Raw genomic sequence first — 13,117 nt, 5'->3', positions numbered from 1 at the left:
ATTACTGAAGGCGTCGATCAATGATGCTCCCTGAGCAGAAAAGAACTTCCCCACGCCAACGGCGCCACGCCCAAATGCGTGGCCAGCGTCTGGCCGATATCGGCAAAGCTGCCGCGCTCGCCCAGCCAGCCGGCCGCCACGCCTGCCCCGTAAGCCAGGACCGGCACATGCTCACGGGTATGATCGCTGCCCGGACGCGATGGGTCGCAACCGTGGTCGGCGCTGATGATCAGCAACGTCTGCGGGTCCATCAACGCCAATAATTCCGGCAGCCTGCGGTCGAAGGCTTCCAGTGCGGCAGCGTAGCCGGCCAGGTCGCGGCGGTGCCCGTAAAGCATGTCGAAGTCGACGAAATTGGCGAACACCAGGCTGTTGTCTGGCGCTTGCTGGTAAGCCTTGAGCGTGGCATCGAAGAGCGCGTCGTTGCCGTCTGCCTTGTACAACCGGCTGATGCCGCGGTGCGTGAAGATATCGCCAATCTTGCCCACCGCATGCACGCTGCCGCCGGCTTCGCACAGATGATCCAGCAGCGTCGGCGACGGCGGTGGCACGGTGTAGTCGCGGCGATTGCCAGTGCGGCTAAACTCGCCCGCGTGCTCGCCGGTGAACGGCCGGGCAATGACCCTGCCGACCGTGTATTGATCACACAAATCGCGCGCGATTTCACACACCCGGTACAGCTCATCGAGCCCGAAATGGCTTTCATGGGCGGCGATCTGCATCACGCTGTCGGCCGACGTGTAGCAAATTGGCTGCTGGCTGCGGATGTGTGCTTCGCCCAAGTCGTCCAGCACCGTAGTGCCAGAGGCATGGCAGTTGCCCAGAACACCCGACAACCCTGCCCGCTCAATCAGGTCGGCCAGCAACTTGGGCGGAAAGGACTCGACCGGCCGCTCGAAATAACCCCAGTCGAACAACACCGGCACGCCCATCATTTCCCAATGCCCGGACGGTGTGTCCTTGCCTGAGGATTGCTCGCGCGCATGGCCGTAGGCGCCGACCGGTGCAGCGTCGCCCCAGTGGCCCGGCAACGGTCCGTCACCGCTGGCTGCCGCAGCGGCGCCCAGGCCCAGACGACCCAGATTTGGCAGCCACAGAGGCCCCCGGCGCAATGGCCCATCGGCCTCTCCAAGGGCGCACGCCTCGGCGATATGGCGCAAGGTGTCGGCGCCGGCATCGCCAAAAACAGCAGCGTCGGCACTGGCGCCGATGCCCAACGAGTCCAGCACCAATACGATGGCTTTGCTCATAGGATGTCCTGGATCAAATCACGTGCGGCCAGGCTCGAGCCGCCTAACCGATAGGCTGCGCGCAAAGCGGATGCGCCCTGCCCGGCCTGCTCTGGGTTGCGTGCGTGCACCCAGCCCAGAGGCCGTTGCGCGTTCACCTGTTCACCCACAAAGGCCAACTCGCTGAAGCCCACGGACAAGTCCAGCACGTCGTCGGGATGACTGCGTCCGCCGCCCAATGCCACCACCGCCAAGCCCACCGCCCGGGTGTCGATGTCGGTAACGCAGCCCTCTTCCTCGGCCCACACCGGCACCGACACGGCGGCCTTGGGTAAATATGCTTCAGGGTCTGCCGTAAAGCCCGGCGGGCCGCCCAGAGCGACGACCATTTGCTCGAAGCGCTGCAAGGCTGCACCGCTCTGCCAGGCCTGGAGTAATTGATCACGGGCCTGGGCGTCATCCCGCGCCAAACCGGCCATCGTCAATGCTTGGGTGGCCAGCGCCAAGGTCACCGCCCACAAGCGCTCACTGCGCACCTCGCCCTTGAGCAAAGCGACTGCTTCGCCAACCTCCAGCGCGTTGCCGGCACTGCGGGCCAGCGGTTGGTTCATGTCGGTGATCAGCGCGCGGGTGTTGACCCCGGCACCGTTGGCCACCGCGACGATGCTGGCGGCCAGCTCGCGCGCCTGTTGCGGCTCGGCCATGAAGGCGCCGTTGCCGGTTTTCACATCCATGATCAGTACGTCGAGGCCGGCGGCGAGTTTTTTGCCGAGGATCGACGCGGTGATCAGGTCAATCGACTCCACCGACCCGGTCACGTCGCGGATCACATACAAGCGCTTGTCCGCCGGCGCAAGGTTGGCAGTCTGGCCGATGATCGCGCAACCGACGTCGGCCACCACCGCGTGCAGGCGTTCGGGGCTGGGTTGGCAGTCGTAGCCGGGAATGCTCTCGAGCTTGTCCAGGGTGCCGCCGGTATGCCCCAGGCCACGCCCGGAAATCATCGGCACGTAACAACCGCAGGCCGCCAGTAACGGCGCGAGCAGCAAGCTGATCATGTCGCCGACACCGCCGGTGGAATGCTTGTCCACGATCGGCCCCGGCAGGTCCCACTTCAGCACTTGGCCGGAGTCGCGCATCGCCTCCGTCAAGGCCAGACGTTCACTCACGTCCATGCCTTTGATGAACACTGCCATGGCGAACGCCGCCACCTGCCCATCGCTGAGGCTGGCGTCGGCAATGCCGGCGACAAAGCGTTGAATGTCCATCGCGGCCAGGGCGTGCCCGTCGCGTTTGCGCCGAATCACTTCTTGTGGCAACCACATACTGTGCTCCTTACAGCGAAATGAAAAAGCCGACAATCGCCGCGCTCATCAGGTTGGAAAGCGTGCCGCCGATCATGGCCCGCAAGCCCAGCCGCGCGAGTTCCTCACGGCGTTGCGGGGCGATACCCGTGAGGCCGCCCAGTTGAATGGCAATCGAAGACAGATTGGCAAAGCCGCACAGGGCGAAAGTCACGATCACCTGGGTGTGAACCGACAACAGCGGCACGCCGGCTTCGGCAGCCTTGGCCGGGGTCAGGTAGTTAGCCAGGTCGGCGTAGGCGACAAACTCGTTGAGCACCAGTTTTTCGCCGATAAAACCGCCGGCCATCACTGCTTCATGCCACGGCACCCCGAGCAGAAACGCGATGGGCGCCAGCACGTACCCGAGAACCAGTTGCAAGGTCAATTGCGGGTAGCCAAACCAGTTGCCCGCCCAGCCCAGTAGCCCGTTGAGCAGCGCAATCAACGCGATAAACGCCAGCAGCATGGCACCCACCGCCAAGGCCAGGCGCAAGCCAACCTGGGCACCATCGGCGGCGGCGTCGATGATATTGGTGGGGCGATTCTCGGCCTGGCCCAGCTCCTCGATCACCTGTTCGGTGCAGGCGGCTTCGGTTTCCGGCTCCATGAGTTTGGCCATCAACAGGGCCCCCGGCGCCGACATGAAACACGCCGCAATCAGGTACTTGAGCTCCACGCCCAGCCCGGCATAGCCCAGCAGCACCGAGCCGGCCACTGCGGCGAAACCACCGACCATCACCGCAAACAACTCAGAGCGCGTCAGCTTGGCAATGAAGGGCCGTACCACCAGCGGCACTTCCGACTGGCCGATGAAGATCGCCGAGGTCACCACCATCGACTCGATGCGGCTGGTGCCCAGCAACAGGCGCAAGGTGCCGCCCACCAGCCGAATGATCCAGCCCATCACACCGATGTAATACAGCACAGAGATAAAGCTGCCGAAGAACACGATCATCGGCAAAACCCGGATGGCAAACACAAACCCGCCACTGCCGAACACTTCAAACATGTGCGGCGAACTCAGGCCGCCGAACAGAAACTCGATGCCTTTGTTAGCGTAAAGCTGCAGCGATGCCACCGCCCCTGACAGCGAGGCGAGCGCCGTCTGGCCCCACGGCACGTAAAGCGCAAAGGCGCCGATCAAGACCTGGATCAAAAACGCGACCGAAACGGTGCGCCAGTTGATCGAGCGTCGTTGATGAGATAAAGCAATGGCAATGAGAATAAGGGTCGCTATTCCGACAAGACTGATCATGCAGGCGTCTCAACAATGGACCACGCGAATGCAGACCCGAAGGCCTGCCCAGGATTAGAAAGCGTCGAAGGCGCCCGGCAGCAATTGCTCCAGGGTCCAGGTGCGCGTGGCGGCCGGGTCACTGCCCTGACAAATCACCACTGCATCCTTGGCCATCAACTCCAGCATCACCTGGCGGCAGGCACCGCAAGGGCTTATCAGTGAAACATTGGGTGCATAAACAGCCATGGCTTTGAAACTGCGCGGGGCATGGCCCTGGCTGATGGCGCTGAACAACGCGCTGCGCTCGGCACAGTTGGTCAGCCCGTAGGAGATATTCTCCACGTTGCAACCCTGTACCACCTCACCGTCGGCGGTCAGCAATGCCGCGCCCACGGGGAAGTGGGAATAAGGCGAGTACGTGCTCTGGGCGGCACGCTTTGCCTGTTCCATCAAACGCTCTTCAATTGTCATGCACAGGGTCATCCCATCTTATTGCGAGCACGTCCAGGGCGGTCATGACGCTATTATGGTGTTATTTAAATAACAATTGATGTGAATATTCAATCTTTTTTTATGCTCGCGAACAAAGTTACGCGCCGAAGTCCCTGGCTGCCTCACGTGCACGCGTCTATGACGTAGACAGGTGTTGTAGCGTTGTTGGCTCACAAGGATGCAAGCCTAAAACCCTTTGTTTTCCGGGAGCACAGCCTGAATACTGCTTGCTGGTCCGGCGCCTTCGCGAGCAAGCCCGCGCCCACCTTTGCTCCCAGCCAGGGCAGCTAACCGTGGTGCTTGAACCGGGAAATCCCCAGCCCCAAACTCTCCCGCAACGTCGTCCCTTCATACGCCGTGCGATACACCCCACGCGCCTGCAGCAACGGTATGACTTCCTGCGTAAACCGCGCGAACTGCTGCGGATGGCCAATATAGATATTGAACCCATCCACCGCCCGCGCCTGGAGCCACTCCTCCATCTTGCGCGCAACCGTGTCCGCCGTGCCCACAAACGCGCCCGGCCGCAGTTGGCGACCAAACTCCACTGCTTGGCGCAGCGTGAAACCTTTGTCCCGCGCCTGGTCGGCAATGCGTTTGGCATTGGTGAAAAAGCTGCTGCGCGCCGCTTCCAGGCTCTCCTGCGGAAACGGCGCATCGAGGTCGTACTGGCTGAAATCATGCCAGCCGAAATTACGCCCGAACTCCTTGAGCGCCAGCTCGAAACTGTGATCGGCGTGATGGTAGTGCTGCTCGATTTCACGGGCGTGCTCATCGGTGTCGCCCACATAGATCTCGGCGCCGGGCATGACCAGCAATTGCTCCGGGTCGCGACCGTGTTGCGCCGCCCTGCCCTTTATATCGCGGTAAAACGCCTGGCCCTGCTCGATGCTGGCCGCGTGGGTGAAGATCACGTCCGCCGTGGCGGCGCCCAGGTCGCGGCCTTGCTCTGAGTCGCCGGCCTGGAAGATCACCGGCTGACCTTGCGGCGAGCGTTGGATGTTCAGCGGGCCGACCACCGAAAAGTGCTCGCCCTTGTGGTTCAGGCTGTGCAGTTTGCTGGGGTCGAGGAACTGGCCGGTGGCACGGTCACGCACGAAAGCGTCTTCCTCGTAGGAGTTCCACAGGCCTTGCACCACGTGGACGTGCTCGGCGGCGCGGCTGTAGCGCGTGTCGTAATCGTAATGTTCGTCGCGGCTGTAGTTGCCGGCAGTGCCGGCGTCACCGCTGGTGACCACGTTCCAGCCGGCGCGGCCTTTGCTGATCAGGTCGAGTGAGGCCAGGCGCCGGGCGACGTTATAGGGCGAGTTGTAAGAGGTGGTCAGCGTACCGACCAAGCCCAGATGCCGCGTGCTGACGGCCAGCGCAGAGAGCAGTGTCAGCGGTTCCAGGCGGTTCAGGTAGTGGGACGGCGAGCCCGGTGTGATGAATTGGCTGTCGACGATAAACATCAGGTCGAACAGCGCCGCCTCGGCCTGGCGGGCAATGTCGATGTACCAGTCGACGTTGACGCTGGCGTCGGCCGGCAAGTGCGGGTCCAGCCATAGATTGTGGCGGCCCGGCCCGCCGCAACCCATGGTCAGGGCGCCGAGTTTGAGCTGTCGTTGGGTCATATCAGAAGAGTTCCTTGAAACGTTCACGGCTGGGTCTGGGCGACGGCGGGTTGCAGCGAGGCCGAGAAGGAATCATCGAACAGGCTCGCTGCGGAGTAAGACTTGACCAGGCCAAGGCTGGCGAAGAAGTCCACGGTCTTTTGCGCTTCTACCGGCGACTGGGCCGTGAGCGGTTCGACCGTAGTGCGCGCACGCGCAAACCAGGCGCGGGCGATGTCGGCGTCGGCGCGGGTGCGCTTGGCCCACGCATCGGCATACGCGTCAGCGTTGGCCGGGCTTTGGCGCGTCCAGTCGCGGGCTTTTTTCAGGCGCTGGAGGAAGTCACTGATTTGCGCGCGTTTGGCCTCGACAGCCTTGGCATTGGCGGCAATAAAGCTCTGGGCCGGGATCAAGCCTTCAGCGGTTGCGAGTACCCGCGCGCCTTGGCGTTCCTGTTGCGTGACGTAGGGTTCCCAGGTGGCGATGACGTCAACCGAGCCACCTTCCAGCGCATGGGAAGCGTCGAGTGCGCTGAGGTAGCGCAGCTCGAGTGAGTCGCGCGGGACGCCGGCGTTGTCCAGCGCGGTGAGCAGCAATTGCTGGCTCCAGGAGCCCTTCCAGAGCGCCGCACGTTTGCCGGCAAGGTCGGCCAGTGTGTGGATCGACGAATCCTTTCTGACCAGGATGGCCACGCCGTCGAGGTTTTGCCGGCTGACGGCAATCACCTTGATCGGCGCACCCAATGCGCCCAGGAACAGCACCGGCGCGTCCCCCAGCAAGCCGATATCCAGGCTGTTGGCATTCAGCGCTTCGGCGACCGGCGAGCCTGCAGTGAACTGCTTCCACTCAAGCGTGTACGGCAGGTTTTCCAGCACGCCCGCCGCCTCCATCACGGCTTGGGCGTTGTAGCTTTGGTCGCCCACCACCAGCGTTTGCGCGTTCGCGGTCAGGCACAGCAAGGTGGCGGCCAACCCGGCCGCCAGTGTTGTCAGGTAACGCACGTTCGTCTCCAGATGCCTGGTCAGGCATGCAAGTCGATCCGCGCGTGCGGTCTCGGCAGTGTTCGTAGGGGTTCATACGATGCGGTTATAAATACCGCTTGTAAAATACTGATAACGCATAACCTAATTCACAAATAATGCAACTTAGGCATTTTCAGGCCGCACGCGTTGCACCCGCACATTGCACAGTGCCCTACGCCACCTACACTGGTTGAAACCCCGACACCCCGCGGCCTTTTCAAGCCGCCCGGCCGGACGTACCCGCACGCATCGCTCAACCATTACAGCCGTTGGCCAACTGATTAATCCGAGTAGATATGAAAGAGCAGCTTCGCCAGCGTGCACCCGCAGTGGTGCCAATCCGCACCCCGTTTCGACATGCCTGTTTGCTGGCGCCGCTGAGCCTGCTGTGCCTCGCCCTCGCCGGCTGTACCGTGGGGCCCGACTTTGCACGGCCCGATGTACCGGCCAATGCAGGCTTTGCAAAGGACCCACTGACGACCACCGCCCAGGCGGACATTGACGCCGGTGGCGCGGCGCAGCGGCTGATCGCCGGGATGGATATTCCCGGGCAATGGTGGACGCTGTTCCGCTCGCCTTCCCTCAATGCGCTGGTCGAAGAAGCCCTGCGCGCCAACCCGGACGTCAGCGCCGCGCAAGCGGCACTGCGCCAGGCCAACGAGCTGGTGTACGCCGACCAGGCGTCGCTGTTTCCGTCGGTGAGCGCCAATGTGCAAAAAGCCCGCGAGAAAGTCTCCGGCGTCACCTCGGGCATCCCGGAGTCGCCGATTCTCACAGTGAGTTCGGCGTCGCTGAGCGTTTCCTATGCGCCGGACGTGTTTGGCGGCACGCGCCGGCAAATCGAATCCACCACCGCGCAAGCCGAGTACGAGCGCTTTCAGCTGGAGGCGACTTACCTGACCCTGACCTCCAATGTGGTCAACACCGCGGTCAGCCTGGCGTCGTTGCGTGATCAGGTGGCCGCCACCGAAGAAATCATCACACTGCAGGGCGGTCAGCTCGACCTGCTGCAAGCTCAGCGCCGACTGGGCGCCATCGGCGACAGCGATGTGCTCACGCAGCAAACCGCACTGGCGCAAACCCGCGCGACCTTGCCGCCGCTGCAAAAGCAATTGGCACAGACCCGCAACCAATTGATGGCGTACCTGGGGCGCTTTCCAAACCAGGATCAAGGCGAACGCTTCAATCTGGCCTCGTTGCATCTGCCAGAAGCGCTGCCGGTCAGCCTGCCCTCGGCCATCGTCGGCCAGCGCCCGGATGTGCGTTCGGCGCAGGCGCAACTGCATCAAGCCAGCGCCAACATTGGCGTGGCCGTCGCCAATCAGTTGCCGCAATTCAGCATTACCGGGTCGTTGGGTTCCACGGTGGCAAGCGGCACCAAGCTGTTTTCGGCGGGCAGCGGTGTCTGGAGCCTGGCGGGTTCGATTACCCAGCCGATCTTTGACGCCGGCGCACTCGAACACCGCAAACGTGCGGCCGTGGCCGCTTACGACGAGTCCGCCGCGCGCTATCGCGGCACAGTGATTACCGCATTCCAGGATGTCGCCAACGCGCTGCGGGCGCTGGAGGCGGATGCCGATGCGCTGAATCAGCAGGTCGTGGCCGAACACTCCGCACAAGCCAACCTTAACCTGGTGCAAGCCCAGTTCCGCCTAGGCGCGGTGGCGTACATCAACTTGCTCACGGCCCAGCAAACCTACCAAAACACTGTGCTCGCCCGCGTCAAAGCCCAGGCCGCGCGCTACAGCGACACCACGGCGCTGTTCCAGGCATTGGGTGGCGGCTGGTGGAACCGCACGGATGTGGACCCCGCCACCCAGGGCACGCCGGACCGCTTCGGCCTGCCGTCGTGGCAAGAGATCATGCCGGCTCACAGTAAAGCCGCTCCCGACTTGAATCATTGAAACAGTGAGAACCCCCATGGCTGACGTTCAGACTGCCTCTGCCCTGCCCCCCGAGCCCGGAGTACCGCGCAAGCGTCGCCTGCGGCGGCCGATGCTGATCATGATCGTGGTGGTGCTGGTGATTGTCGCGATCATTGCCGGGGTGAAATTCGTGCAGATTTCAGCGCTGATCGCCCAATCCAAAGCGCCCTTGCCGGCCGCCGTGGTGACGGCCCTGCGGGTGCCGTTCAGTGACTGGCAACCGAGCGTCTCCGCCGTGGGCTCGATGAAGGCGGTGCGCGGTGTGGATGTGACCACTGAAGTCGGCGGCATCGTGCGCACCCTGGGCTTCACGCCCGGGCAAGAGCTGGCGGCCCAGGCGCTGCTGGTGCAGTTGAACGCCGACTCGGACATCGCCCAATTGCACTCCCTGGAGGCAACTGCGGACCTGGCCGGCATCGTGCTCAAGCGCGACAAGGCGCAACTGGCGGTCAACGCCATTTCCCAAGCCCAGGTGGACACCGACACCGCCGACCTCAAGGCCAAACTCGCGGCTGCCGAACAACAGCGCGCGCTGGTGGCGAAAAAAACCATTCGCGCCCCCTTTGCCGGGCGCATCGGCATTACCAGCGTCAACCCCGGCCAATACCTCAACCCCGGCGACAAGATCGCTACGTTGCAGACCTTTGATCCCATCTACATCGATTTCTCGGTGCCGCAGACCCAACTGGAGGCCATTGCCATCGGCCAGGTGGTTTCGGTGACGGCTGACGGCCTGTCAAAGCAGACCTTCACCGGCCGGATCAGCACCATCGACACCCAGTTCGACTCAACCACGCGCAACGTCACCGTCGAGGCGACCGTCGAGAACCCCAAGCAAAGCCTGGTGCCCGGCATGTTCGCCCGTGCGGTAGTCAACTCGGGGACCACCCAGCGCTACCTCACCGTGCCGCAGACGTCAGTGACCTACAACCCTTACGGCACCACGGTGTTCATCGCCACGTCGAGCAAAAACGACAAGGGCGATGAAGTACTCACCGCGCAACAAACCTTCATCAAGACCGGGCCGACCCGCGGCGATCAGGTCGCGATCCTGTCGGGCGTGAAGGAAGGCGATCTGTTGATCACCAGCGGCCAGATGAAGCTCAAGAATGGCTCGCCGGTGAAGGTCGATAACAGTGCCGCGCCGTTGAACGACCCGGCGCCAACGCCCCAAGAACAGTAAAGGTGTCCCATGAAGCTTACCGATACCTTTATTCAGCGACCGGTGTGGGCAGTGGTGGTTTCGCTGTTCATTCTGATCCTGGGGCTGCGCTCGATCTTCGAGTTGCCAGTGAACCAATGGCCGCGCACCGAAAACACCGTGGTCACCATTACCACCGCCTACTACGGCGCGGACGCGTCCACAGTCGCCGGCTTTATCACCCAGCCGCTTGAGTCGGCCATCGCCCAAGCCCAGGGCATCGACTATTTGTCCTCGACCAGCATCACCGGTGTCTCCACCATTACCGCGACGTTGCGTTTGAACTACGACGCCAGCAAGGCCCTCACCGAGATCAATACCCAGGTCAATTCGGTGAAGAACCAACTGCCCGCGCAGTCCCAGGAACCGGTACTCACCATTGCCGTCGGGCAGACCACCGACGCCATGTACCTGGGGTTCTACAGCGACACGCTGCCCACCAACAACATCACCGATTACCTGGTGCGGGTGGTCAAGCCCAAACTGGATTCGATCCAGGGCGTGCAGACCGCAGAGATTCTCGGCGGGCGCCAATTCGCCCTGCGCGCCTGGCTGGACCCGGACAAGCTGGCCGCGCATAACGTCACGGCGCAGGACGTTTCCACGGCCCTGGCCAACAACAACTACTTGTCTGCCGTGGGCTCGACGCGCGGGCAAACGGTAACGGTCGACCTCACGGCCGGCACCGATCTGCACACGGTGGATGAATTCAAACGACTGGTGATCAAGCAGAAAGGCGACGCCTTGGTGTATCTGGAGGACGTGGCCACCGTCACCCTTGGCGCCGAAAGCTACGACAGCAGCGTGGCGTTTTCCGGCAAGCGCTCGGTGTTCATCGGCATCAAGGCGGCGCCGACCGCGAATATCCTGACCGTCGCCGACAGCGTGCGTGAGGCCTTCCCCGAGCTGCAATCGCAACTGCCCACTGGCGTGCGCGGCGAGATCGTGTACGACTCAACCGAGTTCATCAATACCTCGATTTACGAGGTGGTGAAGACCCTGGTCGAGGCGATGATCATTGTCTCGGTGGTCATCTACCTGTTCCTCGGCTCGTTCCGCGCGGTGATCGTGCCGCTGGTGGCGATCCCGCTGTCGCTGGTCGGGACCTTCTTCATCATGTACCTGCTGGGGTACTCGATTAACCTGCTGACCCTGCTCGCGCTGGTTCTGGCGATTGGCCTGGTGGTGGACGACGCGATCATCGTGGTGGAAAACGTCGACCGGCATATCAAGGAAGAAGGCAAAGGCGTGCTGGAGGCCGCGCTGATCGCGGCGCGGGAACTGGGTGGCCCGATCGTCGCGATGACCGTGGTGTTGATCGCCGCGTACGTGCCCATCGGCCTGCGCAGCGGGCTCACTGGTGCGCTGTTCAAGGAGTTCTGTTTCTCGCTGGCGGGCGCCGTGACAGTGTCGGCCGTGGTGGCGTTGACCCTCTCGCCAATGATGACGTCCAAGCTGTTCAAGTCCGGGCAGGAAGAAGGTCGTTTTGCGCGTAAGCTCGACCAGTATTTTGACTGGCTGCGCGGGCGTTACCACCGTGTGTTGTCTGGCGGGCTGAACATCTGGCCGGTGCTGGTGACCTTTGGGTTTGTGCTGTTCCTGCTGGTGGCCGCCAGTGGCATGACCGCCAAAAGTGAACTGTCGCCCACCGAAGACCAGGGGCTGGTGTTCATGCAGATCAAAGGCCCGCCGACGGCCTCGCCCCAGCAGATGGAGCGTATTGCCGACCAGGCCTTCCAGATCGCCAGTAAAGAGACGGAATACGCGCAGATGTTCCAGCTGACCGGGCTGCCCATCCTCAATCAAGGCCTGGGCGGCGTGCTGCTGAAAACCTGGGGCGACCGCACGCGCTCCCAGGCCCAGCTGATACTCGATCTGCAGCAAAAGTGGAATCAGGTGCCGGGCGCCACCATCGCGGCCTTTCCGCTGCCGTCGCTGCCGGGCGCCCAGGGTTTGCCGGTGCAATTTGTGATCACCACCACCGACTCCGTGGAAAACCTCAACGAGGTCGCGCAGGCCGTGATGGCCGAGGCGCAGAAACAGCAGTTGTTCTGGTTTGCCGACATGGACTTGAAACTCGACAAGCCGCAAGCCCGGCTGGTGGTGGACCGGGAGAAGATCGCCGCATTGGGCCTGACTCAGGCCGACGTCGGCGCGGCGCTGTCGGCGGCGTTGGGCGGTAACTACGTGAACTACTTCTCGACCGCCGGCCGCTCCTACAAAGTCATTCCCCAAGTGCTGCAGGTCAACCGCCTCAACCCGGAGCAAATTCTCGATTACTACATTCGCACCCCGTCCGGCTCGATGATCCAGGCCCGCACCGTCGCGCATATCGAGACCTCGACGCAGCCCGAATCGATCAACCACTTCCAGCAACTCAACTCGGCCACCCTGTCAGGCGTCAGCGGCGTGGCCCAAGGTGAGCTGCTGGGCAAACTCAACACGATCCTGACCAACGTGGCGCCCTCGGGTTACACCTCGGACTTTGCCGGCGAGTCGCGCCAATTCATGCAGGAGTCTGGTGGGTTCTTTGGTTTGCTGATGTTCTCGATTCTGATCGTCTACCTCGCCCTGGCCTTCCAGTTCGAGAGCTTTCGCGACCCGGTGGTGATCCTGTTCTCGGTGCCGCCTGCACTGTTTGGCGCACTGGCCTTCATCACCATGGGCTACGCGTCGATCAACGTGTACACCCAGGTGGGCCTGGTGACGCTGCTGGGCTTGATCACCAAGCACGGGATCCTGATCGTGCAGTTCGCCAACGAACTGCAACGCGCAGGTCACAGCAAGCGCGAAGCCATAGAAGAGGCCGCCGGCGTGCGTCTGCGCCCGATCCTGATGACCACGGCCGCGATGGTGCTGGGCGTGGTGCCGCTGGTGTGGGCCTCCGGTGCCGGTGCTGCGGGGCGGCACGACATGGGGCTGGTGATTTTCGCCGGGTTGTCGATTGGTACGCTGCTGACGTTGTTCATGGTGCCGGCGATGTATATGTTTATTGGGGAAACGCACCATCAGCAAACACCGCAGACACTCCCAGGCTCAGACTTGAGGACAACATAAACCCAAGCCCGGCAGG

General features: G+C 62.8%; 9 protein-coding genes. 3 read left to right on the top strand and 6 right to left on the bottom strand.

Annotated features, from left to right (window positions below):
- Window positions 1-17: 17 nt before the first annotated feature.
- The 6 genes from NTD89_RS21165 to NTD89_RS21140 form a co-directional block, all read right to left on the bottom strand.
- Complete coding sequence (locus tag NTD89_RS21165; RefSeq protein ID WP_262209507.1) at window positions 18-1,250, bottom strand: phosphopentomutase; 1,233 nt, start codon at window positions 1,248-1,250, stop codon at window positions 18-20.
- Window positions 1,247-2,554: a thymidine phosphorylase gene (deoA, locus tag NTD89_RS21160; RefSeq protein ID WP_262209506.1), complete on the bottom strand. Its 1,308-nt coding sequence runs from the start codon at window positions 2,552-2,554 to the stop codon at window positions 1,247-1,249. Before deoA ends, NTD89_RS21165 begins: the two co-directional genes overlap by 4 nt.
- 10 nt (window positions 2,555-2,564) lie before the next feature.
- Entirely contained in the window at window positions 2,565-3,830 is a 1,266-nt protein-coding gene (locus NTD89_RS21155) for a NupC/NupG family nucleoside CNT transporter (RefSeq protein ID WP_262209505.1), read from the bottom strand.
- Between the two features lie 54 nt (window positions 3,831-3,884).
- Window positions 3,885-4,283, bottom strand: a complete 399-nt coding sequence (locus tag NTD89_RS21150) for a cytidine deaminase (RefSeq protein ID WP_256587063.1) — start codon at window positions 4,281-4,283, stop codon at window positions 3,885-3,887.
- A 308-nt stretch (window positions 4,284-4,591) separates the two neighbouring features.
- Complete coding sequence (locus NTD89_RS21145) at window positions 4,592-5,917, bottom strand: LLM class flavin-dependent oxidoreductase (protein WP_145160657.1); 1,326 nt, start codon at window positions 5,915-5,917, stop codon at window positions 4,592-4,594.
- Window positions 5,918-5,940: 23 nt separating this feature from the next.
- On the bottom strand, window positions 5,941-6,897 hold the full coding sequence (locus tag NTD89_RS21140; protein ID WP_262209503.1) for an ABC transporter substrate-binding protein: 957 nt from the start codon (window positions 6,895-6,897) through the stop codon (window positions 5,941-5,943).
- A gap of 317 nt (window positions 6,898-7,214) precedes the next feature.
- On the opposite strand from NTD89_RS21140, the gene NTD89_RS21135 reads away from it, so the two are divergent.
- The 3 genes from NTD89_RS21135 to NTD89_RS21125 all read left to right on the top strand — a co-directional run bounded on the left by NTD89_RS21135 (window position 7,215) and on the right by NTD89_RS21125 (window position 13,101).
- On the top strand, window positions 7,215-8,822 hold the full coding sequence (locus NTD89_RS21135; protein ID WP_262209502.1) for an efflux transporter outer membrane subunit: 1,608 nt from the start codon (window positions 7,215-7,217) through the stop codon (window positions 8,820-8,822).
- Window positions 8,823-8,913: 91 nt separating this feature from the next.
- Window positions 8,914-10,026 carry an efflux RND transporter periplasmic adaptor subunit gene (locus tag NTD89_RS21130; protein WP_410017224.1) on the top strand — a complete coding sequence of 371 codons (1,113 nt, stop codon included), beginning with the start codon at window positions 8,914-8,916 and terminating at the stop codon, window positions 10,024-10,026.
- A gap of 9 nt (window positions 10,027-10,035) precedes the next feature.
- Window positions 10,036-13,101 (top strand): efflux RND transporter permease subunit, encoded by a 3,066-nt coding sequence (locus tag NTD89_RS21125; RefSeq protein WP_262209499.1) that lies wholly within the window; start codon window positions 10,036-10,038, stop codon window positions 13,099-13,101.
- The last annotated feature ends 16 nt before the right edge of the window (window positions 13,102-13,117 follow it).

This window comes from Pseudomonas sp. 14P_5.3_Bac1, from assembly GCF_025466135.1.
Taxonomy (GTDB): domain Bacteria; phylum Pseudomonadota; class Gammaproteobacteria; order Pseudomonadales; family Pseudomonadaceae; genus Aquipseudomonas.
The sequence above is the reverse complement of the archived record's forward strand: the minus strand, read 5'-3'. Positions and strand labels throughout refer to the sequence as shown.

Excerpts from the sequence above, each read along its gene's own strand:
- NTD89_RS21165 (WP_262209507.1), bottom strand. The coding sequence starts at position 1,250 with ATGAGCAAAGCCATCGTATTGGTGCTGGACTCGTTGGGCATCGGCGCC.
- deoA (WP_262209506.1), bottom strand. The coding sequence starts at position 2,554 with ATGTGGTTGCCACAAGAAGTGATTCGGCGCAAACGCGACGGGCACGCC.
- NTD89_RS21155 (WP_262209505.1), bottom strand. The coding sequence starts at position 3,830 with ATGATCAGTCTTGTCGGAATAGCGACCCTTATTCTCATTGCCATTGCT.
- NTD89_RS21150 (WP_256587063.1), bottom strand. The coding sequence starts at position 4,283 with ATGACAATTGAAGAGCGTTTGATGGAACAGGCAAAGCGTGCCGCCCAG.
- NTD89_RS21145 (WP_145160657.1), bottom strand. The coding sequence starts at position 5,917 with ATGACCCAACGACAGCTCAAACTCGGCGCCCTGACCATGGGTTGCGGC.
- NTD89_RS21135 (WP_262209502.1), top strand. The coding sequence starts at position 7,215 with ATGAAAGAGCAGCTTCGCCAGCGTGCACCCGCAGTGGTGCCAATCCGC.
- NTD89_RS21130 (WP_410017224.1), top strand. The coding sequence starts at position 8,914 with ATGCTGATCATGATCGTGGTGGTGCTGGTGATTGTCGCGATCATTGCC.
- NTD89_RS21125 (WP_262209499.1), top strand. The coding sequence starts at position 10,036 with ATGAAGCTTACCGATACCTTTATTCAGCGACCGGTGTGGGCAGTGGTG.